Annotated in this window: 16 protein-coding genes and 3 other annotated features; of the genes, 11 read left to right on the top strand and 5 right to left on the bottom strand. The window is 40.0% G+C overall.

The window, feature by feature from the left end; genetic code table 11:
• Positions 1-133: 133 nt before the first annotated feature.
• From AC1Z3K_RS03490 to AC1Z3K_RS03480, 3 genes are all read left to right on the top strand, one after another.
• Positions 134-748, top strand: coding sequence for a 50S ribosomal protein L25/general stress protein Ctc (locus AC1Z3K_RS03490; protein ID WP_461731886.1), 615 nt, complete (start codon positions 134-136; stop codon positions 746-748).
• A 253-nt stretch (positions 749-1,001) separates the two neighbouring features.
• Entirely contained in the window at positions 1,002-3,425 is a 2,424-nt protein-coding gene (locus AC1Z3K_RS03485; RefSeq protein ID WP_461731885.1) for a VaFE repeat-containing surface-anchored protein, read from the top strand.
• A gap of 315 nt (positions 3,426-3,740) precedes the next feature.
• On the top strand, positions 3,741-4,064 hold the full coding sequence (locus tag AC1Z3K_RS03480) for a DUF960 domain-containing protein (RefSeq protein ID WP_426081102.1): 324 nt from the start codon (positions 3,741-3,743) through the stop codon (positions 4,062-4,064).
• 263 nt (positions 4,065-4,327) lie between these two features.
• Here AC1Z3K_RS03480 and AC1Z3K_RS03475 read toward each other — a convergent pair whose 3' ends face one another.
• Positions 4,328-5,965 (bottom strand): peptide ABC transporter substrate-binding protein, encoded by a 1,638-nt coding sequence (locus AC1Z3K_RS03475; RefSeq protein ID WP_461731883.1) that lies wholly within the window; start codon positions 5,963-5,965, stop codon positions 4,328-4,330.
• Positions 5,966-6,130: 165 nt separating this feature from the next.
• Positions 6,131-6,358: a binding site (T-box leader), on the top strand.
• Between the two features lie 84 nt (positions 6,359-6,442).
• Positions 6,443-6,692: a binding site (T-box leader), on the top strand.
• A gap of 119 nt (positions 6,693-6,811) precedes the next feature.
• Between AC1Z3K_RS03475 and AC1Z3K_RS03470 the strand changes: the two genes are divergently transcribed.
• The 3 genes from AC1Z3K_RS03470 to AC1Z3K_RS03460 are packed head-to-tail and all read left to right on the top strand — an operon-like array spanning position 6,812 to position 8,938.
• Positions 6,812-7,453 (top strand): amino acid ABC transporter permease, encoded by a 642-nt coding sequence (locus tag AC1Z3K_RS03470; protein WP_426081104.1) that lies wholly within the window; start codon positions 6,812-6,814, stop codon positions 7,451-7,453.
• 16 nt (positions 7,454-7,469) lie between these two features.
• Positions 7,470-8,105, top strand: a complete 636-nt coding sequence (locus tag AC1Z3K_RS03465; protein WP_426081105.1) for an amino acid ABC transporter ATP-binding protein — start codon at positions 7,470-7,472, stop codon at positions 8,103-8,105.
• A gap of 14 nt (positions 8,106-8,119) precedes the next feature.
• Entirely contained in the window at positions 8,120-8,938 is an 819-nt protein-coding gene (locus tag AC1Z3K_RS03460; RefSeq protein WP_461731882.1) for an amino acid ABC transporter substrate-binding protein, read from the top strand.
• A 157-nt stretch (positions 8,939-9,095) separates the two neighbouring features.
• On the opposite strand, the gene abc-f is transcribed toward AC1Z3K_RS03460, so the two are convergent.
• From abc-f to AC1Z3K_RS03440, 4 genes are all read right to left on the bottom strand, one after another.
• Positions 9,096-10,703, bottom strand: a complete 1,608-nt coding sequence (gene abc-f, locus AC1Z3K_RS03455) for a ribosomal protection-like ABC-F family protein (RefSeq protein ID WP_426081107.1) — start codon at positions 10,701-10,703, stop codon at positions 9,096-9,098.
• Between the two features lie 348 nt (positions 10,704-11,051).
• A complete protein-coding gene (gene fosX, locus AC1Z3K_RS03450) occupies positions 11,052-11,453 on the bottom strand; it encodes a FosX/FosE/FosI family fosfomycin resistance hydrolase (protein WP_426081108.1) in 402 nt (133 codons plus the stop codon).
• 271 nt (positions 11,454-11,724) lie between these two features.
• Entirely contained in the window at positions 11,725-14,238 is a 2,514-nt protein-coding gene (gene leuS / locus AC1Z3K_RS03445; RefSeq protein WP_461731881.1) for a leucine--tRNA ligase, read from the bottom strand.
• Positions 14,239-14,359: 121 nt separating this feature from the next.
• Positions 14,360-14,585: a binding site (T-box leader), on the bottom strand.
• Positions 14,586-14,632: 47 nt separating this feature from the next.
• Positions 14,633-16,663 (bottom strand): LysM peptidoglycan-binding domain-containing protein, encoded by a 2,031-nt coding sequence (locus tag AC1Z3K_RS03440; RefSeq protein ID WP_461731880.1) that lies wholly within the window; start codon positions 16,661-16,663, stop codon positions 14,633-14,635.
• A gap of 300 nt (positions 16,664-16,963) precedes the next feature.
• On the opposite strand from AC1Z3K_RS03440, the gene AC1Z3K_RS03435 reads away from it, so the two are divergent.
• From AC1Z3K_RS03435 to mnmM, 5 genes are all read left to right on the top strand, one after another.
• Positions 16,964-17,614: a DUF1700 domain-containing protein gene (locus AC1Z3K_RS03435; RefSeq protein WP_426081111.1), complete on the top strand. Its 651-nt coding sequence runs from the start codon at positions 16,964-16,966 to the stop codon at positions 17,612-17,614.
• 1 nt (position 17,615) lies between these two features.
• Complete coding sequence (locus tag AC1Z3K_RS03430; protein ID WP_426081112.1) at positions 17,616-18,665, top strand: DUF4097 family beta strand repeat-containing protein; 1,050 nt, start codon at positions 17,616-17,618, stop codon at positions 18,663-18,665.
• Between the two features lie 381 nt (positions 18,666-19,046).
• Positions 19,047-19,697 (top strand): phosphatase PAP2 family protein, encoded by a 651-nt coding sequence (locus tag AC1Z3K_RS03425; protein WP_426081113.1) that lies wholly within the window; start codon positions 19,047-19,049, stop codon positions 19,695-19,697.
• A 16-nt stretch (positions 19,698-19,713) separates the two neighbouring features.
• Positions 19,714-20,682: a tRNA modification radical SAM protein MnmL/YtqA gene (gene mnmL, locus AC1Z3K_RS03420; RefSeq protein ID WP_461731879.1), complete on the top strand. Its 969-nt coding sequence runs from the start codon at positions 19,714-19,716 to the stop codon at positions 20,680-20,682.
• Positions 20,682-21,245: a tRNA 5-(aminomethyl)-2-thiouridylate-methyltransferase MnmM gene (gene mnmM, locus AC1Z3K_RS03415; protein WP_426081115.1), complete on the top strand. Its 564-nt coding sequence runs from the start codon at positions 20,682-20,684 to the stop codon at positions 21,243-21,245. Before mnmL ends, mnmM begins: the two co-directional genes overlap by 1 nt.
• The last annotated feature ends 142 nt before the right edge of the window (positions 21,246-21,387 follow it).

The raw sequence follows: 21,387 nt of genomic DNA, 5'->3' as shown, positions 1-21,387 counted from the left end.
GAAAAGTATTATAGTCATATTTCAGGGGATAATTCTGTTGTAATTATCCTCTTTCTGTTTTCCTTGAAATTTTTATGTTGTATTTTTGTTTAACCAATTAAATTCACTCACTATTGAAGGAGGAATTTAGGTTATGTCAGTATCATTAGAAGTTACAGAAAGAGCCGTCCGTCCCCGTTCACTTAGAAATGAGCTACGTCACTCAGGTAAAATCCCAGCAGTTGTTTACGGCTATGAAATCGAAAGTACGCCTATTACAGTCGACGGAAAAGAATTAGCCAAAATTTTACGCGACACTGCTGCGAACACAGTAATTGCGCTATCCCTTGCAGGGAAAAAAATCAATACGTTAATATATAAAACGCAACTGGATACTTTCACTGGTCAAATCAAACACATTGAGTTTCTGGCTGTAAATATGAAAGAAGAAACTGAAGTAGAAGCTGAAATCTCTTTAGTCGGAGAAGCGGAAGGTGTTAAAATTGGTGGTGTACTTACTCAAAACTTATACACTGTCCTAGTATCAGCAACACCAGAAAATCTACCTGAAAAAGTTGAAGTTGATATTAGCAAGCTAGCCATCGGAGATGCCTTAACTGTGGCTGACCTTCCTAAAAATGATGCCTTTACGATTGTCACAGATGGTGAAGAACAGGTTGTCAGCGTCACTGAAGCACAATCTGAAACAGCGGAAGATGAAGTACCGGCAGCACCGGCTGAACCCGAAGTTATCGGTGAAGAAGAATAGAATAGTCTCCTAAGCAATCTGTGAGCCATGCGGCTCGCAGATTTTTTTATTTTTAAGTTAATTCATTTCAGTTTTTTTTACGAATTTATTCTTGAAAGGCAAATTAAGAGTTCATAGAAAGGAGGAAAGCAACAGTTTAAATTTTCCTGATTAATCACCATACTTAACTTGCCTTCACGCTTCGTAAAATGAATCAATGCTAAAAAAACTTTTCAAAGCACTGATTACCTTATAACTTGAAAGGAGAAAATAAATGACAAAATTCCCAAGCCTTAGAAAGGGGTGGTTGGCACAGCTGAAAAAGGCAGCCGTCTGTTCCACGCTGCTTTTCTCACTGTTCCAAAGCCCTGTGCTTGCTCAAGCACTCACTCCATCAGAAGTCCAGCAAACAGAAGAGAATACCTATATTGAAAAAGAAAATTTCTCTCTTGATACTCCTCTAACAGCTAATCCCCCCTCCTCAACAGCACTCCCCGCACTTGATTCTCTAGTGCCTCATCTTCAAGTTATCCAGAAGAATAGAGCAGAAATAAACGGTTTTAACCTTCAAGGTCTAACGCGTCAGGAAATCATTGAACTGGCTGAACAGCGCTACGGCGACTATGCAGCCGCCGATCCTGGTTTCGGCCTACAAGTGACGACTGAATTCGGCGAGACTATTGATATCCCTTTTTCCAGAAAAGGCGGAAAAGCCTCCGGAACTGCCAGTGAGATGTACCCTTATACGTGGCATGTAACACATGAATCTCAAGGCAGCTCTTGGTACGGCTGGGGTTCCTATCTTGAAATCTATCATATTGATGGAAAATTAGCTTATTGTGTAGAACCAGGGGTCGTTTTTCAGCCCGGAGCAGGATTTACTCAGCAGACAGAATTCGCTGGAATGACTCCCGAGCAAAAAGAAGAAGTTAATCTAATTGTGAACTTCGGTGCAAAAGAAACAGACTCTGTGGAGTTCAAAGTTGCGACTAACTTTGCTATTTGGGAAGCAATGGGCTATCAGCTGCAGGACCTTAATTTGAGTAATTACGCTGACTATAAAAAAACAATCTATCAAAACATTGCAAATTACCAAAAAAAGCCAGCTATCCACCAAAAAGAATACACTGTAAAGGTTGGTGAATCATTAACAATCACAGATGATGAGAACCTGTTAGCCGGATTTACACTTAGCAGTACACCATCTTTCAGCATCAGTCATGATGGAAACTCTGTCACGGTCACCCCAAGTGCTGTCTCTAAAAGTGAAACCATTCATTTCTCAAAAGAAGGGTATTATTCCGGCAGCCAGTACTTTTACGTAAAAAACAACGCCCAGTCGGTAACCACTGGCGGCAGTGCTGTACCGACAACTGTTTCTTTGAAAATCAATGTCTTGGCTAATCCATCCGTAGGAACTATTTTAGCCGCAATTGATGGTGGTAAAGAAATCGACAGCCGTAAGGAACAAATCCTTGAAGACCAGATTCAGTATAAGAACTTCCCCCCCGGTCCTTACACCCGGCTAACAAAGCTTCTTAAGCTTAACGAACAAAATGAAGCCGGCGAAGTCGTCTTCCAACAGACAGATTCTATTCTTATTTCTCAGTCGGACGGGATAGATTCAGCTCGTTTAATCATTCCAGCTGATACGTTTAAAGCCAATAGTAAGTATGTCTGTTTTGAATATTACTATACAGGCTCAGAGATGGAGGAGAAGAATCTATTTGCACAACACACAGACGCTACAGACGCAGATCAGACAGTTTATACAAATAGCTTGCCGATTGTAGGGACTGTGATGGCTAGCATCGATGGTGAAAAGCTTATTGATAGCCGCAAAGAAAATATACTTATCGATTTTATCGACTATCAGTACTTCATCCCTGGTGAGTATACTCGAGTTACTCAACTGATTAAGCTTGATGATACACAAAATGCCAGTCAAATTATTTACGAGCAGGTAAGTGAGGTTCAGATAGATGAAGCAAACGGTCAAGATACAGCAGAACTAATCATTCCAGCTAATACATTTTTACCAGGAGACAGATATGTCTGCTTTGAGTATTACTATACTGAAAAAAATACTGATGCAGAATATCTTTTTGCTAGTCATACGGACCCAAAAAGCACCAGCCAGACAGTCTATGCAAATGAATTACCTCTTGTAGGTACTGAACTGCTCACCAGCGAAGGGGGCAAAACCATTGATGCAACCGTCGACAATCATTTGGAGGATTGGATTACCTATGAAAACTTTCTTCCCGGCACTTACACTCGAGTTACTCAGCTTCTAGAAATTGTCAGTGGAAAAGAGCCAAAAATCGTCATTGAAAATAAAGACGTGGTCACGATCGAAGCTTCTTCTGGAACGGATAAAGCCGTGTTCAACATTCCTGCAAATACACTTAATCCAGAAGCTAAGTATGTTTGTTTCGAATATTACTATACAGGAGAAAGCACAAAAAAAGAGCAGCTGTTCGCAGAACACACTGACTCAAATGACGAGAAACAGACGATTAACACAGAGAAACTTGCTGTTAAAGAAATTGAATCAGAACAGAAAAAACAAGCTTCTAGCGGCTTGCTTCCAACTACTGGAGAAATAAGCGCTCAGTTTTCCTTGATTATCGGTCTAGTATTCCTTCTGATTCTCAGCTTATTTGTCTATAAAAAATCAAGAAAAGAAAAATCTTAATCTCTTATCTTAGAGAAAATTCTCTGGTTCAAGACAGAAAAAAGGAAAGTTATTATTGTTTGCTGTATACTACTATGTAAATCCTATTAAAAATGTAAGATAGTTTTATTTCCATTTATCCAGTCTCTAGCACAAACATCGTTGTTGGAAAAGTTGTCATTTAACTCAAACAACCATACAGATATTTAGAAACTATCCAGCTTTTTCTTTATGGGCTTATTTTTCTATCATGTGTTTCTGTATAGCAGCGCCAGCATTCATAATGGGAAATTTTTAGCAGGATTTATAGAGTAAGTGAAACGAGGAGGGATTCTTATGTTTGAATCATTTGACAGAAGCCGCAGCCGCTATGCTTCCTTTGGTGTTGTTTCCAGTCTTCCAGGAGAATTGATTGACAGTATCTGGCTGATTATAGACTTGAATTTAAAAGGAGTTATTCCGTTAACAAATATGCTGACCTTTGATTTAGTCAACAACAACGGAAAAATTACTCTGCGTTTCTCTCAGGAGTTCAGTGATGTAGAAATGGCTGTAGATTTAGCCTACAACTACTCTCCTGATTATCCAGATCGAGTGTTTGCATTTGATGATGGAAAAAGAGAAACCATCCTGTTGCCAACCGAAATTTCAGAACATTAAGAAATAGAACAATAAATAAGCTGTCTGAAAACCGAAATTGCTTTCAGACAGCTTATTTTTCTATGTCAAGCTGCATTGAGGGGACAACATTTGGCGATGATTGCTCTCCACAATCATCTTCATTTTCGTCCCCATACCATTCTGGTATATGCACATGCCATTTTGTTAATAGGTAAAAATAATCACTGGATTTTCTTGGAAATCAGAAAATCCAGTGATTATCGTATTTAAATGTATTAATTATTTATGGTGTTCCGTTTCTCTTATTCTTCTACATAAGCAGTCCGGTAAGAAATCGTCCGTCCAAATGAAAATACCTGAAGATCTTTTAATCGATCAGATTTTAAATAGCCAATCGCTCCCTGATACAACGGTAAAACTGCGGTATCTTGCTCTATAAGAATTTTCTCTAAATCCAGCAGTTCTTTCCAACGCTTCTCCGGCTCATTGGCTAAAGTAATTCGAGCATCGTTCAACCCAGCATCATATTTTGGATTATCATATCCAGCTGTATTTAAGCCGCTTTTAGAGTCGTAAAATTCCAAAAAGTTAATTGGATCAGCATAATCTGGCGTCCATGTACCAAAAACCAAATCAAAATTACTATCCGTCTGCAAATCAAGTCGGTTCTGCAGGGGAACTGATTTAAGAACAATTTTCAGTCCAGAAAGATTTTGCTGCAGCTGTCCTTGAACAAACTCAATCGTCTTTTTGGCAATAGCAGAATCAGCAGATAACAATTCTAGTTCGATTTCTTCTTTTCCAAGCTCCTGCTTTGCCAGCGCCCATTCTTTTTTAGCTGCTTCTAAATCATAGGCTAAAAAATCACCATTTTCTTTGCGGAAGTCTTCTCCAGTTTCAGGATTTTTCGCAAAATCCTTAGGAACAAATCCGTTTAGCGCTGTCGAGCCATCTCCTAAAATATCGGTCGTAAATGCTTCTTTGTCAATCGCCTGCAAAATTGCCTTACGAGCATGAACATTTCCAGTTACTTCACGTTTATGATTAGGGCTTAAATAACCCACTAATGCCTTAGGAACAAAATAGGCTTGTGGCGAATCCTTGTATTGAAGTGCATACGTATCAGCCAGCCCGGTATAATCTAAATCCCCATTATCAAAAAGATTTGCTCCAGTAGAAATTTCTTTTACAACCTGCACGTTGATAGTATCTAGCTTTACATTTTTTTGATCCCAATAATCAGGATTTTTAGATAATGTCCAGCTCTCAGTCGTTCCATCCCAACCGGAAATCAGAAAAGGACCATTCCCTACAAAATCATCAGAAGAAGTACCGTAAGCTGTCCCCTTATCGTTGGCAAATTTTTCATTTTTCGGCATAAAAGGTGTACCCACCAAAGCTTGAGCTAGATAAGGTGCTGGATACTCCAATGTCAGCTCTAAGGTTTGATCATCTAAAGCCTTCACACCAAAATCATCCAAGGAAGCCTTTCCTTCACGAATTTTCCTGCCGTTTTTAAATATATCCATCTGATTGCTGCTGCTTGATCCGTAAGCGGGGTCAACAACATTTTTGAAAGCAAACACAAAATCACCTGCCACAACAGGATCACCATTTGACCATTTTGCTTCTCTTAATTTAAAAGTGTAAACCTGACCATCCTCACTGACTGTGGGCTCTGCTGCTGCCATTGCCAATTCCGGATCTTGGTTTTTATTCAATCGGTACAGCCCTTCAGACACCTGACCAATCATATCTGAGCTATAAACATCTGTATACTGCGCACTGTCCAATGTTGACAGCTCACCTCCGGAAGCCACATTGATTACCTGTTCTGCTTCATTTTTCTCTTCAGTAGAATTACTACTGCTTTGCTGACCCGTACTGCATGAACTCAAAATCAGAACCGCTGCTGCTGCCAGTAAACTAAATTTTTTCATCCTCTTTCCCCCTTTGAAACCATTCGTTCAACAGCTCACAAAATACCAGCTGTTATTTTGTTTTCTTCTCTTTATTTTACCTGAAAAAAATTGATTGCTTAACTTATATGCTTACAAACATTTATTTTTTTAGTTGACAGAAAGGAAGACGGGTGATAAAGTTATAAAAAAACAGAGAACAGAAGAGTAGCTTTGCTGATTGAAACAGAGAGTCTTTGGCTGGTGGAAAAAGACACAATACAAAGTGAACCACATCTGGGAGTTGATTTGCTGAAGGAAGTAGGCAGATTCGGGTAAGCCCGTTACAGCATAAAGTCATACATTGACTTTTTAAGACTGTTACTTGTGAGAGTACAGTGAACAAAGGTGGAACCACGATATTTCGTCCTTTGGCATTTATTGCCAAAGGACTTTTTTATTTTCAATATTGCAACAGGCAGTACGTTATGCTATTGCTGCCAAGTCATTAAAATACAATAAAAACTAATGCACAGAACAAGTAGTTCCCGATTACTTCTGTCCAGAGAATGCCTTATTTGCTGAAAGAGGCAGCTGAAGTCCGGTAATGAACACATCTGAAAAAGTCAGTTTCTGAACAAATATAGTAGGAAGCTGCGGAACGCTCACCGTTACTGAGGAAACATTCAGAAAAATCTGAATGTTCACAAGATTACTGTTCGAAAGTCAGTAGTGAATTGAGGTGGAACCGCGAATCTTCGCCCTCTTGGCTAACGCCGAGAGGGCTTTTTTTATAAATCAGCTGAACACTCAGCAAGAAATCAGAACATCTATATAGATGACACTAAAGATTGGAAATTTATATAGATAGCTATTGGAGGAAGTAAGATGGAATATGTATGGGAAATTTTACCTGCTTTATTAAGCGGGGCAGCAATGACGATGAAAGTTTTTATCTTTACTTTATTAGGATCAATTCCTCTAGGGATTGTCGTTGCTTTTGGATTACAAACACGCTTCAAACCGCTAACCTATTTAATCAATACGTATGTCTGGTTAATGCGGGGAACACCTTTACTGCTGCAGCTGATTTTTGTTTTTTATGGCTTGCCTTTAGTAGGCATCGTTTTTGAACGTTATGATGCTGCTCTTTTTGCTTTCATTTTAAACTATGCAGCCTACTTTGCCGAGATTTTCCGTGGTGGCATTCAATCTATTCCCCAAGGTCAATACGAAGCCGCAAAGGTACTGCGGTTAACCAAACTGCAGACGATTCAGAAAATCATTTTGCCCCAGGTAGTAAAAATTGTTCTGCCTTCAATTGGCAACGAGGTAATTAATCTTGTTAAAGATACTTCGTTGATTTATGTCTTGGGTTTAGGGGATCTTCTAAGAGCCGGAAAAATTGCGATGAGCAGAGACGTGACAATTTTACCGCTGGCATTAGTGGGAATTATCTATCTACTATTTACAGCACTTCTAACACTTGCATCTAAAAAAATCGAAAAATACTATCAGTATTATAGATAATCGAGGAGGTACAGACATGTTGACAATAAAAAATTTAACCAAACAATTCGACGGTCGAACGATTATCGACCAGCTATCTATGGATATCCCTGACGGAGAAATATTAACCATTGTTGGTCCTTCCGGCGGCGGTAAAACTACTTTACTACGGTGCCTTGCCGGGCTAGAAACAATTGACGCTGGTGAGCTTAGAATAGATGGAGCAGTTTTTGATCCTGTTATGATGGATAATGCTGACCAAGTAGTAGGAATTGTTTTTCAGGATTTCCAACTATTTCCTCATCTCTCTGTTCTTGACAACGTTACCTTAGCGCCTGTTCTCTCCCTAAAACAATCCAAACAGGAAAGCATTAACGAAGCGTTGGAACTGCTTGACCGGCTAGGTCTTTCCGGAAAAGAAACACTCTATCCTTATCAACTTTCCGGCGGGCAAAAGCAGCGGGTAGCTTTAGCTCGTGCATTAGCTATGAAGCCAAAGGTTCTAGGCTATGATGAACCAACAAGTGCACTAGACCCGGAATTACGGCAGCAGGTAGAAGCAGTTATTTTAGGCTTAAAAGAAGAAGGAATCACTCAGATTGTTGTTACCCATGACATGCACTTTGCGGAGAATATCGCTGATCAATTATTAACGGTTGCTCCGGTTCAATAGAAAGGAACATTTTTATGAAAAAAACTTTTTTCTTATTTATTCCAATCGTTCTGCTCCTGACTTTATTTTTTACCGGCTGCAGTAGAAAAAGAAGCAACGCTGATCAGTGGCAGCGAATTGAAACAGAAAAACGCATTATCATTGGTCTGGATGACTCTTTTGTTCCAATGGGTTTCCAAAACAAATCAGGTGAAATTATTGGCTTCGATGTAGATTTGGCAAAAGCTGTTTTTGATTTATACGGCATAAAAATTGACTTCCAGCCGATTGACTGGTCAATGAAAGAAAATGAACTGCAAAATCAAACTATCGACCTTATCTGGAACGGCTATTCCAAAACAGCTGAACGGGAAGAAAAAGTCCTTTTTAGCAACGATTATATGAAAAATGAACAGGTTGTCGTTTCATTAAAAAAGAACAAGATTAATCAATTTTCCGATATGAAAGAGAAAATCCTTGGTGTTCAAAACGGTTCATCTGGCTACCACAGCTTTGAAGAACAGCCGGAAATTCTGAAAAATTTTGTTAAAGATCAGACACCTGTTTTGTATGACGGTTTTAATGAAGCCTTTATGGATTTAAAATCAGGTAGAATTGACGGGCTGCTGATTGATCGAGTGTATGCCAATTACTACCTCTCTCATGAGGATAATCTTTCTAACTACTCTATCGTGACTGGGGCATTTGAAGGAGAGACCTTTGCCGTGGGTATCCGCAAAACAGACCCTGAACTAGCAGATAAAATTAATGCTGCTTTTGAAACACTACAGAAAAACGGTCAGCTGGAAAAAATCTCAAAAAAATGGTTTGGTGAAGATGTAACAAGTCATTAGCTTTTCGGACTACATTTAAAAGCTATGCTGAATGATACTGTCATTATCTATAAAAACTTTGTATTTATGATTCCAATAAAAATAACAGCAGCCAGACAGCTGTTCTCAATGAACTGCTTGTCTGCTTCTGCTGTTTTAGTTCTACGATTACTTCTCATTACTTTTCTTGATTCATGATTTCTGCATAGTTTCCAGTCTCTTTAGTAATGTTCTGGTGATCGATTACTAGAAAGTGCTGAAACATTTTTTCCAGGAAGAAACGGTCGTGTGAAACGGCCAGCAAAGTACCTTTAAAATCACTTAGAATCTCCTCGACTTCTTCCCTTGTCTCTATATCCAAATGATTGGTAGGCTCATCGAGTAATAAAAAGTTAATCTGCTGCTGCATCAGCTTTGCCAGCTCCAGCCGAATTTTTTCTCCGCCGCTGAGAAACCTGAGCTGCGTCAGCACATCTTCTTTATAAAAGGAATAGCCAGCTAGAATTCTGCGGCTTTCCTGTTCACCTAAAGAGCATTCATACATAAATTCCTGTAAAATCGTTCGCTGAGGCTGTTCATACTGAATCACCTGAGGAAGGTAGCCGATTTTCACATTACTTCCCAAACGAAGTTCTCCATCACTTAGTTCTTCCACTCCCAGAATCAGTTTCATTAAAGTTGTCTTTCCGGCACCATTTCCCCCGATGATGGCTGTACACTCCTGCCAGAACAAGGTAAAACTACTGTGACCAAATAAAGTACGGGAATCATAGCTTTTGGCGATATCCTTAACAATAAGAACTTCCTTTCCAGAACGATCTGCTTTTTGAAAAATACCGCTTCCTAGATTTTGACTATCTACTTTAGGCTTTGGTACTTTTTGCATTTTTTCCAGACGATGTTCCAGCTGCTTTGCTTTTTTAAAGAACTTTTCATTATCGCCCTCATGCCCCCATTGTCTAAATCTTCTGATTGCAAGCTTCATTTTTTGAATTTCCTTCTGCTGTTCTGCAAAATCTCTTCGCAGTTTTTCCAGACGCTCTTCTTTCTGCTGCTTATATGCGGAATAATTTCCTTTATATTCCCAACCAGCGCCATCTTCTATCTCAACTATTTTTTCTACAACTGTATTCAAAAACTGACGGTCATGAGAAACAATCAGGCAGGTCGCTTTTTCATGAATAAGGTACCCTTCAAGCCAATTGATACGCTGGACATCCAGATGATTGGTAGGTTCATCCAACAGCATGACTTCCTGCTGCTGCAATAGAATTCTGGCTAGATTAACAATAGTCTGCTCGCCGCCGCTAAGCTCATTAAAGCGGGAATTCAATAAATGGGCAACTGATAATCCATTTGTAATCATTTCCAGCCGGTTTTCAATATCATACCCGCCAATTCCCTCAAACTCTTCCTGATAACGACCATAGCGCAGCAAAAGCCGGTCAAAATCTGCCTGAGGATTAGCCATCTGCTCTTCCAAATACTTGAGCTGCTTCTGAAGTCCATTGACTTCTTCAAATGAAGCTAGCAAATATTCCCTAACCGTCTGCTCAATTGCTTCTGGGACCTGAGCCAAATACCCGACTGTTGTATTCTTTTGAATACTGATTGTTCCTTTGTCTATTCCTTCAATCCCCGCAATCATTTTCAGAATTGTCGTTTTTCCAGAGCCGTTTGCTCCTACAATTCCAATCCGTTCCCCCTTTTCAATCTTTATATTTAAGTTTTCAAATAATGGATACGTGCTGTAATTTTTTTCTACTCCCTGTAATTGAATTAACATTGTTTTCCTCTTTTCTGCCATTCAGAACCTTGGAAATATATCTTATAATGATATAAAAAAAAGCCACAGGAAAGAAATACCCATGACCTACTACGTTATTTAATTCATTAATCGAATTCGTATGAATAAGTCTGAATGGTCTGTTTATTTGATTATTTTTCTATTTTTGAACACACTTGTCCCTTGATAGAAAAAAATGGAAATAATGTTATAGCAAAAATAAATAAATCCAAGAAAATCAAATACTCTATATGTTATTTTTGACATAACGACCATCATGCTTATTCACCACCTTATCTTTTTCTTATTTTCATATTGTAACATGGGGAGAGAAGCCATGCAATCTGTCTATTGCTGATAACGTCCTAGTCTTTCCTCAAGTGTTCCCGTATGCAGCTCAAATAGGTGGTTATCATAATCGTAAAAATAGATAGAACTGCCTTCTCCTTCAACTCTACTTCGACCATCTTTAAAATCTAAGCCTAACGCCTCGATTTTTCGGATATAGTCATCTAGATCATCCTGCTCAATTTTAAAAGCAACATGATTGTACGTCCTCGTTGGTAAGCTCTCACCTTCCATAACTGCTATCCATAGCTCACCAATTAGAAAAAATTTTTCCTTGGAAACTGAAAAAGTCTGCTCGCCGCTTGAATAAACCTCTTTTGCATCAAATAGTTCTTGGAAAAATCGAGCGGCTTTTTCTATATCCTTCACAATGAATGTCAGATGACTCAAGCCTTCTATCACTATCCCTCCTTAAATATCCTTTTCTTTTAGAGTAAAATTGGTTTGGAACAATAATAAATCCCCAACCTCTTAGTATACCTAACTCCGAATAAATGGTGGTCCCAAAACCGCTTCTTCGAAAATAAGCCGTACTCTATTGAAAATGTATGGAATCATTTTCCTAGAGTACGGCTTATTGCTAAGAAACACAGTGAGGTAGTTGATGTTGAACAGTGCCTCTCTGATTCTTGAAGTAAAACACTTTTGGTCCAGCTTTATTTTCTCTATCGTTTTAGTTCGCTACAATATTTACTAGTTTATCCGGAACAACAATTACTTTACGAACTGTTTTCCCTTCAAGAAAGGACTTAATGCCTTCTGAAGCCATGGCTTTCTCTTCCATTTCTTCTTTACTTAGTCCTCTAGCAATAGCCAGCTTTTCTCTGACTTTTCCATTAACCTGCAGTACAATTTCAACTTCATCCTCGACTAGCTGACTTTCATCATATGCCGGCCAGACAACATAAGCAACGCTGCCTTCATTCCCCAGGATTGCCCATAGTTCTTCACCCAAATGGGGTACAATTGGCGCCAATAGCTGAACAAAGCCTTCCACGTACTCATAAGGCAGAACCTCTGCCTTATTTGCCTCATTAACAAAGACCATCAACTGAGAAATTGCTGTATTGAAATGAAGCTGTTCTAAATCCTCGGTTACTTTCTTAACCGTTTGATGGTAAACTTTTGTCAGTTTTCCATCATTAACTGTGGTAATGCGGTCCCGCATTTTTCCTTGTTCATCTACAATTAGACGCCAAACCCGGTCAAGGAATTTACGGCTGCCTTCCAAGCCATTTTCACTCCAGGCAATCGATGCCTCCAAAGGTCCCATGAACATTTCGTACATACGCAGTGTATCTGCACCATATTTCTCGATAACATCGTCAGGATTGACCACATTTTTTAGTGATTTACTCATTTTGGCTGGAGATTCTTCCAGCTCTTCTCCGTTTTCACTGTTTACCCAGATGCCGTCACGTTTTTCCACCATATCCGTTGGCACTAAAGCACCGCGAGAATCACGGAAGCTTTGACCCAAAATCATTCCCTGATTAAATAATTTTTGATAAGGTTCTTTCGTCGGAACAATACCAATATCATAAAGGAATTTATGCCAGAAACGAGCATACAGCAAATGTAGAACCGCGTGCTCTGCCCCGCCGATATAAATATCCACAGGCAGCCAGCGCTTCAGCTTTTCAGGATCAGCAATCATCTGTTTATTATGTGGATCAATATAGCGCAAATGGTACCATGAGCTGCCAGCCCATTGCGGCATTGTATTGGTTTCACGTCGGCCTTTTTTACCAGTCTCAGGATCAACAACATTAATCCAATCCTCGATATTTGCTAACGGCGATTCTCCAGTTCCGCTTGGCTTAATATCATCAGTTTTTGGCAGTACCAGCGGCAATTCTTCTTCTGGAACAGTTGTTGTCGTTCCATCTTCCCAATGAATCACCGGAATCGGCTCTCCCCAGTAACGCTGACGGGAAAATAGCCAGTCACGCAGGCGATAGCTAGTTTCTGTTTTCCCAGCACCGTGTTCCTCTAACCACTGATTCATTACAGTAATTGCTTCTTCTTTATCCATTCCATCAAGAAACTCTGAGTTGATATGAGGACCATCGCCTGTAAAAGCTTCTTGTTCAACATCTCCGCCGGCTAGGACAGGAATAATTTCCAATCCAAAAGTTTTAGCAAATTCATGGTCACGTTCATCATGTGCTGGAACTGCCATGATTGCACCTGTACCATAAGAAGCCAGCACATAATCAGCAATCCAGATTGGGATTTTCGCACCATTGACTGGATTTACTGCATAAGCACCAGTAAAAACTCCAGTCTTTTCTTTCGCTAAATCTGTTCGGTTCAAATCTGATTTTTTCCCAGCCTCTTCAATATAAGCTTCCACTTGTTCTCTTTGTTCGTCAGTTACTATTTCCTGTACAAGCGCCAATTCAGGGGCTAATACAGAATAAGTGGCACCGAATAATGTATCAGGACGCGTTGTAAAAACAGTAAACTCCTTATCTGTTCCTTCCACTTTAAAGGTTACATTTGCGCCTTCAGAACGGCCAATCCAATTTCGCTGCATTTCTTTAATATTTTCCGGCCAGTCAACAAGATCTAAATCGTCCAGCAAACGGTCTGCATATTTCGTGATTTTCAGCATCCACTGACGCATAGGCTTGCGGATAACATCATAACCGCCCCGCTCGCTTTTTCCATCGATAACCTCTTCATTTGAAATAACGGTTCCCAGCTCCGGTACCCAGTTTACAGCTACTTCTGCTTCATAGGCCAGCCCTTTTTCGTATAGCTTAGTGAAAATCCACTGTGTCCATTTATAATACTCAGGATCCGTCGTATTAATTTCACGATTCCAGTCATAGCTGAAGCCCAATGAATTGATTTGTCGTTTAAATGTTTCGATATTTTTCTTTGTAAATTCTGCCGGATCATTTCCTGTGTCCAGTGCATACTGCTCTGCAGGTAGTCCGAATGCATCCCAGCCCATTGGGTGAAGAACATTATAGCCCTGACTTCTTTTCATCCGAGATAAAATATCTGTAGCTGTATACCCTTCCGGATGGCCGACATGAAGACCTTGTCCTGATGGATAGGGAAACATATCCAACGCATAAAACTTTTCTTTTTCAGGATCATCATGGGTATTAAACGTATTGTTTTTCGCCCAATATTTTTGCCATTTTTTTTCAATCTTTTTGTGATCGTAATTCATTTTTCTCCTCCAATTGTTCATTTTCAATACATTTGATAAATACTGGTATCCCTTACAGCTGTTATACACAGGGCGTGTCTTTTACCTGATAAAAATAAAAAACGTCCTATGGAAAACAATCCCATAGGACGTTGAATGCCAACGTGGTACCACCTAAATTTGTCTATCCGCTTTGTTTGAATAGACCTTTAGCGTGTTAACGGACGCCGCCGTTTCTGCCTACTTCAACTCTAATTTTCAGCAAAAATCAACTTCAAGGCGAGTTCAAAAGCTTCTGTGCGCATTTTCACCAGCCATGCGCTCTCTAAAACAGAGTTCTTTCTACTACTCCTTATCATCGTTGTATTGATATATGACGTTATACTAACAAATTTTCAGAAGGAATTCAATCCTTTTACGCAACTTTCAGCTGTTGCCCGATATAAATGGTATCTCCAGATAAATTATTCAACTGTTTGATTCTCTGAACGGTTGTTGAATACTGCTGCGCCAATCCCCATAATGTATCTCCGCTCTTCACTGCATGGGTTTTACTATTCGAACTGCTGGAGCCTCCCGAGTTATTCGAAGAAGAACCAGAGCTGCTGGAGCCGCCGCTGCCTTTTTTAACAACAAGGCGTTGCCCAGGATAAATAATATCTCCGCTGATATTGTTCCAGCTGCGTAGATTAGCAATGCTTACACCGTTTATGTTTGCGATGGCCCACAGGCTATCCCCTGATTTTACCGTATAATATGTGTCTGTCGTTGTACCTGTGCTGCCGCCGGAATTATTGTTGCCGCCAGATGAGGATGAACCCCCACCAGTATTTCCGCCAGAGCTGCCGCCGCTGCCTTTTTTGACAATCAGCCGCTGTCCAGGATAAATAATATCTCCGCTGATATTGTTCCAGCTGCGTAGATTAGCAATGCTTACACCGTTTATGTTTGCGATGGCCCATAGGCTATCCCCTGATTTTACCGTATAATATGTGTCTGTCGTTGTACCTGTGCTGCCGCCGGAATTATTGTTGCCGCCGGATGAGGATGAACCCCCACCAGTATTTCCGCCAGAGCTGCCGCCGCTGCCTTTTTTGACAATCAGCCGCTGTCCAGGATGAATGATATCACCGCTGATATTGTTCCAGCTGCGTAAATTAGCGATGCTTACACCGTTTATGTTCGCAATGGCCCACAGGCTGTCCCCTGATTTTACTGTATAGTATGTGTCTGTCGTTGTCCCTGAGCCACCTGAGTTATTGTTGCCCCCAGAGGATGAACCTCCGCCGGTACTGCCCCCGGACGAGCTGCCTTTTTGTACAGTCAGCTTCTGTCCTATGTATATCACATCACTGGAGAGATTGTTCCAACTTTTAATGTTGGCAATTGATGTTCCATATCTACTCGCAAGAGCCCATAAACTGTCGCCTGAAACAACTGTATGAATAACATCTTGTGTTGTGCTGCCGCCGGATGATGAGCCTCCGCCAGTATTCCCCCCATTTCCGTTTCCACCTGTATTTCCACCAGTGGACGGAGTATCGTACTGTGTAAGATTGTTTGCCGAAATAATTGAATTCAGTTTTGTACCGTAGCTTGGGTCTGTTGCATACCGACCTGTGAGCCACGCTGTTGCATCTGTATAAGAGTTGGTATTGCTCTTCCATGCACCTGAATAGTAATACACACCAGCCTGAAAAGAAGTGTTTCTCAAGACGTAGGCGTTATCTGCAAATGATTCTGTAAAAGATGGATAGCTTCTAAAAGCCTCATTTTTCACGACCCATTGCCCGTTCAAATACTCCCAAGTATTCATATATACAGATTGACCATTATAACTGCCCTTAATGCCAAATAAATTGTAATAAGGTGCTTGTGACAATGAGCTTGATCCAGAGCCGCTTTCCAGAATTGCCTGAGCAATCATCACAGAAGCGTATAAATCATTAGCGGTGGCTACAGATTTTGCATGACCAGCAATACTTGCAACAAATGAAGATGTTGTTACAGCACTTCTAGCAGAAGCTGCAAACGGGCTGGCTCCAATAATTTCATCCGTTGAAGAAGGTTTCTCTTCTTCCGGCAGTACAGGGGCCTGTGTCTCTTCGCTTTCTATACTATCTGTCGTCTCTGTCGGTAATTCTCCTGTTTCTGTTTCATTCGTTTCTTCTGTTTGTGTGGTCTCTTCTGTAGTTTCTTCAGTTGTTGCTGTCTCTTCCTGTTGAAGCTGTGTTTCAGTCGTTAAACCATCAAGCAACGGGCTAATTTCTGCACTGTTGCTTCCACCCTCTGTCGCCTCCACCGCTTTTGGCAGTATAATCGTTGAGCCGGCAATTGATGATAGCGCTAGTGCTGATCCAAGCATTGTTGTGCTTTTTTTCAGCTGTTCCGCTGTGCGATAATTTTGTTCCGCTTTCCTTCTTTCTTTGCGTGATAATTTTTCCATAATTAAGTCCTCCGATAGTAGTAAAAAAGAAAATTACTCAACTAACAGTATACCTTTTTTTAAAAAAAATTAAAAGATATAATCATTCATCAGCTATTTATCTTTAAATTATATAAATCGAATTTGATGTTATATAAGAATTATATTTTTTACTTACTGAACGACTACGACTAAAGACCTATTTCCACCTTTACCTTAGACCGATTTTACTCAAAACCACTTGTTATTCCACCAATTAGAATTTATAGTGTATTTGAGAGAACTACTACAGAAAGATAAAAATGAAATGAGGGAGAACTTATGAATAAAGAACATTTTCTGATTGAACTGAAAATATATTTAAAGCCATTATCCTATCAGCAGCAGGCAGCTGTTTTAGACAAATACGAAGAGATTTTTGACGAACGAATTGCTTCTGGAGAAGCTGAAGAGCAAATTGCAAAAAGCTTAGGCAAACCTCGTTCTATTGCAGAAGAAATTTTACAGGAATTCGATATTGAAGTTCCTGAAAAACGTTTGACAAGAGATGGCTGGCAGGAATTTTCGCCTGTTCAGGATTACGACCCCTATGAAAAAGATATGTATGATCACCCTTACGATGATCACTATGACTACAAAAGACCTGATAAACCTGGTGTTCGTGTGCTGAAGATTTGTGCACTACTGGCATTTGATTTCCTATTTATGTTTTGGATGTTTTTCGCTTTTGCAGCAGTTGTCTTCTCTTGCTGGCTGGCTGCAGTGCTCTTCCTGCTATCACCGATACTTGGTGTCTATTCAGTCATTGTCGGCTTCAATGATGCCGGACTGTTTCAATTATTCTTTAGCGTCTTCTTGTCTGGAGCCGGAGTAATCGGAATAATGATTTTAACTCCATTGACCAGATTGTTCTTTGCATCACTGAAGCGCTACATCAAATGGCATGGAAAAGTGTTCGGAGGGAGAGGATAATATGAAAAAGACGACAATTTTCTTTTTAGCTATTGGGATCCTTGCGATGGGTGTAGGAGCTGTTGGGAGTGCTGTTTTCTACCAACGCGCTAAAACAAGTATGGTAGAAGTAAAAAACGAAGAGTATACTGTTAAAAATACGGATAAAATTAAGGAACTCCACCTGAAGCTATCAGGAGATACTGATTATGTCATTGAATCATCAGCAACAAATAAAATTGAAATGGAAGCACGAAGCAGCGTTACCGAACCATTAAAAGGTTCTTTAGATGTCAATGAATCTGGAGATAAGCTGACCGCCACTGTGAACGGTAGTACTAAAAACAAAGGCACAGATCATTTTCAATTCCGTATGTTTCATATAGAGTCTTCCCATGTAACATTGACTGTACCTTCAGATATTGATCGTGTCGTTGTTGATGGAGATGCGACTGGCAGTGTATACTTATCTAATTTTACAGCAAAAGAGCTGGATGTAGACCTCGATCACTCAGAAATTTCACTTGCTGGCTCAACTGCTGAGAAAGTTAATCTGACAAGTAAAAGCGGCGACATTGATATTTTTGGCGAAGCAACAATTGATGAACTTACTATAAAAAATGATCATGGAAAAATCGATGCCTATGAACTTTCAGGAAATACGATTGATTTAACAACTTCAACAGGTGATATCTATCTGACAAACATTAAGAGTACAACGACTAAAGCTGAATCGAAAAGTGGCGAGTTTCATATTCAGAATCTTCGCGGCGAAGCTGATTTATCTGGGAAAAACGGCTCAATTTACTTGTATGGTGAAGAATGGCCTAAGGAGCTCAAAGCGATTATGGAGCACGGTGATATTGATATCGAACTCTACGAAGAGGTAGAAAACATTTCAATTAAAGCTCAGTCCGATTTAGGTGATGTCAGCATCTTTGATACAGAAAATAATACTTATTCCCGAGGAAAAGACGGTTCAAAATTTGAACTTAAGACAGCAACTGGAGACATCTATGTCACGGGCGTTGGGGCATATCCTGAAGATTACATGGATGATGACTGGGAATAATCTATATTATCCGACCCATTTCTTATCGCTTCTAACTATTAATTAACCCAATCACAAAAAAGAGCTGCGGCAAAAATGGTCAGCTCTGTGAAAAAGCCGAAATATACTGGAAAATAGCCTAGCCTGTTTTCCAGTATATTTCGGCTTTTTTTGAGGAATTTGCGTTTAGATTACATTCTTTCGATTTTAAAAACCGAAAACATCGTTTGTGTCTCCCAGGTTCCAACCCGTTTTCTCTTTTCTTATAGGACAGTCTCAGCAAAAGTTTTTCGTTAACATTTTATTAAACAGAAATCGACAGTTTCTCAAATCTCCTACAATAAGCTATACTGTTATTCGTATGGTTAAATTAATCAAAATTTTTATAAAGGAATCGACGCTATGAAAAACAAACTCTATTACCAATTTGCCGGGAGCTGCTTTCTGCTGATTTTCATTTTTCTAGGCTATTTGGTAAAATTTTATCCTGAATCGCTGCACAACTTCGACCAGGCAGTTACTGGTAGTATTCGAGGTCCTTATCCAGCTCTAAATCAATTTTTCATTTGGTACACAAAGCTAGCGAATCCTTTGACTGTTGCAGTCTTGGCAGTCTTGACTTCCGGGGTTCTGTTCTTAAAGAAATACTACGCAGAAGCAATCTGGCTATTCGCCAATACAGCCTTTGCTGCTGGTGTTCTCAATCCGCTGGTTAAGCTGCTGTTCATGCGTGAAAGACCTACGCTTGAACATCTGGTCATCGAGCACAGCTCCAGCTTTCCAAGCGGGCATTCCACCGGTAGTGTTCTTCTTTATGGTACAATCATTTTATTACTGCCCTTATTTATAGAAAAAAAGATGCTTTGCCGCATCCTGCAGGTAATATTGGGTATCATTATTCTATTTATTGGTATTAGCAGAGTTTATCTGGGTGTTCACTTCCCCAGTGATATACTTGGCGGATTTTCGTTTGGACTTTTCTGGCTGCTGATGACCTACCCTATCTATCAAAAATTACGCTTTACTTTACGCTTCAAAAATAAACAACCTTGAGAAAGAAGAAGATAATATGACTTTATTTCCTTATACAGATGATGCCAATAAACGTTATCATACATGGAATTATGCGTTGCGTAAGCAATTTGGCGGAAAGATTTTTAAAGTACCTGTTGATGGCGGATTTGACTGTCCAAACAGGGATGGGACTGTTGCCAAAGGCGGCTGTACCTTCTGCAGTGTATCAGGTTCCGGCGACATGATTGTGGCCCCTCATGATCCTCTGCCAGTCCAATTTCAAAAGGAAATACAAATGATGCATGGCAAGTGGCCGAATGTTGATCAGTACATCGTCTACTTCCAAAACTTTACTAACACACATGCGCCTGTCGAGGTCATTCGTCACCGCTTTGAGCAGGTGGTCAACGAACCTGGTGTTGTAGGTCTAGCAATCGGTACACGCCCGGATTGTCTGCCGGATGATGTCGTTGATTATCTAGCCGAACTGAATCAACGCTATTATCTTTGGGTAGAGTTAGGACTACAGACAACTTTTGAAGACACTAGTGCAGCAATTAATCGTGCCCATGATTACCAAACCTATTTAGATGGCGTAGAAAAGCTTAGAAAACACGGCATTCGTGTATGTACTCATCTAATTAACGGTCTGCCAGGTGAAGATAGGCAGATGATGCTGGAAAATGTGCGGCGGACAATTCTGGATTCAGATATTCAGGGAATTAAGCTTCACCTGCTTCACTTAATGACAAACACAAAAATGATGCGGGACTATAATGAAGGACGTCTACAATTAATGACCCGGGAAGAATATGTTGAAGTAATCTGTGATCAGCTGGAAATGATTCCGCCGGAAATTATTATACACCGTTTAACTGGCGACGCTCCTTACGATTCTCTCATTGGTCCGATGTGGAGTCTAAAAAAATGGGAAGTGCTAAACGCGATAGACAACGAAATGAAAACACGGGATAGCTACCAAGGGAAATACAATGCCCGAAAAGAAGTAAAGGTGATGATTTAATGCTGCAAACTGCTTTACACTTCAGCCATACGCTGCTGAAAGAGGTTATTGAGCCGGGTAATCACGTAATCGATGCAACGATGGGTAATGGACATGACACAGAACTATTAGCTTCTCTAGTCGGCAGCTCTGGAAAAGTTTACGCTTTTGATGTTCAGGAAACTGCTATTGCCAACACGGCAAAACGGCTTGAAGCTGCTCAGCTCTCCAAACAAGTAGAATTACTTCATCAAGGACATGAAACAATCAGTGAGGCTTTGCCTTCAAATACTACTGTTAAGGCGGCTATATTTAATCTAGGGTATTTGCCAAAAAGCGATAAAGAAATTATCACTCAGCCAGCAACTACAGAAATAGCTGTAAATGCTGTTCTAGAGCGGCTAACAGCCAAAGGGCGAATTATTCTCGTCGTTTATTATGGACATGAAGGTGGAGAACGGGAATTGGAAATGGTTCAACAGCTTTGTCAAAACCTGCCACAAAAGCTCTACAATGTGCTCACTTATCAATTTATCAATCAAATGAACCAGCCGCCTATTCTATATTGTATAGAAAAGAAATAGAAAATCAGCTGCTGATTCCGGCTAAAAGTGACAATAGAACAAAAGTGCTTTACCTAAAAAAATAAGTCAGGCGATACAAAAAATAGCTTCTCCTATTTTCTGTATCGCCTGACTTATTTCCGAAGATATGGTAGCTTTCAGA

It is taken from the genome of Enterococcus sp. LJL128, from assembly GCF_056924295.1.
Note: the sequence above shows the minus strand (reverse complement) of the source record. Positions and strands in the feature narration are given on the sequence as shown.

What these genes read in the sequence shown, in the direction of transcription:
- AC1Z3K_RS03490 (WP_461731886.1), top strand. Translation starts at nt 134, where the DNA reads ATGTCAGTATCATTAGAAGTTACAGAAAGAGCCGTCCGTCCCCGTTCA.
- AC1Z3K_RS03485 (WP_461731885.1), top strand. Translation starts at nt 1,002, where the DNA reads ATGACAAAATTCCCAAGCCTTAGAAAGGGGTGGTTGGCACAGCTGAAA.
- AC1Z3K_RS03480 (WP_426081102.1), top strand. Translation starts at nt 3,741, where the DNA reads ATGTTTGAATCATTTGACAGAAGCCGCAGCCGCTATGCTTCCTTTGGT.
- AC1Z3K_RS03475 (WP_461731883.1), bottom strand. Translation starts at nt 5,965, where the DNA reads ATGAAAAAATTTAGTTTACTGGCAGCAGCAGCGGTTCTGATTTTGAGT.
- AC1Z3K_RS03470 (WP_426081104.1), top strand. Translation starts at nt 6,812, where the DNA reads ATGGAATATGTATGGGAAATTTTACCTGCTTTATTAAGCGGGGCAGCA.
- AC1Z3K_RS03465 (WP_426081105.1), top strand. Translation starts at nt 7,470, where the DNA reads ATGTTGACAATAAAAAATTTAACCAAACAATTCGACGGTCGAACGATT.
- AC1Z3K_RS03460 (WP_461731882.1), top strand. Translation starts at nt 8,120, where the DNA reads ATGAAAAAAACTTTTTTCTTATTTATTCCAATCGTTCTGCTCCTGACT.
- abc-f (WP_426081107.1), bottom strand. Translation starts at nt 10,703, where the DNA reads ATGTTAATTCAATTACAGGGAGTAGAAAAAAATTACAGCACGTATCCA.
- leuS (WP_461731881.1), bottom strand. Translation starts at nt 14,238, where the DNA reads ATGAATTACGATCACAAAAAGATTGAAAAAAAATGGCAAAAATATTGG.
- AC1Z3K_RS03440 (WP_461731880.1), bottom strand. Translation starts at nt 16,663, where the DNA reads ATGGAAAAATTATCACGCAAAGAAAGAAGGAAAGCGGAACAAAATTAT.
- AC1Z3K_RS03435 (WP_426081111.1), top strand. Translation starts at nt 16,964, where the DNA reads ATGAATAAAGAACATTTTCTGATTGAACTGAAAATATATTTAAAGCCA.
- AC1Z3K_RS03430 (WP_426081112.1), top strand. Translation starts at nt 17,616, where the DNA reads ATGAAAAAGACGACAATTTTCTTTTTAGCTATTGGGATCCTTGCGATG.
- AC1Z3K_RS03425 (WP_426081113.1), top strand. Translation starts at nt 19,047, where the DNA reads ATGAAAAACAAACTCTATTACCAATTTGCCGGGAGCTGCTTTCTGCTG.
- mnmL (WP_461731879.1), top strand. Translation starts at nt 19,714, where the DNA reads ATGACTTTATTTCCTTATACAGATGATGCCAATAAACGTTATCATACA.
- mnmM (WP_426081115.1), top strand. Translation starts at nt 20,682, where the DNA reads ATGCTGCAAACTGCTTTACACTTCAGCCATACGCTGCTGAAAGAGGTT.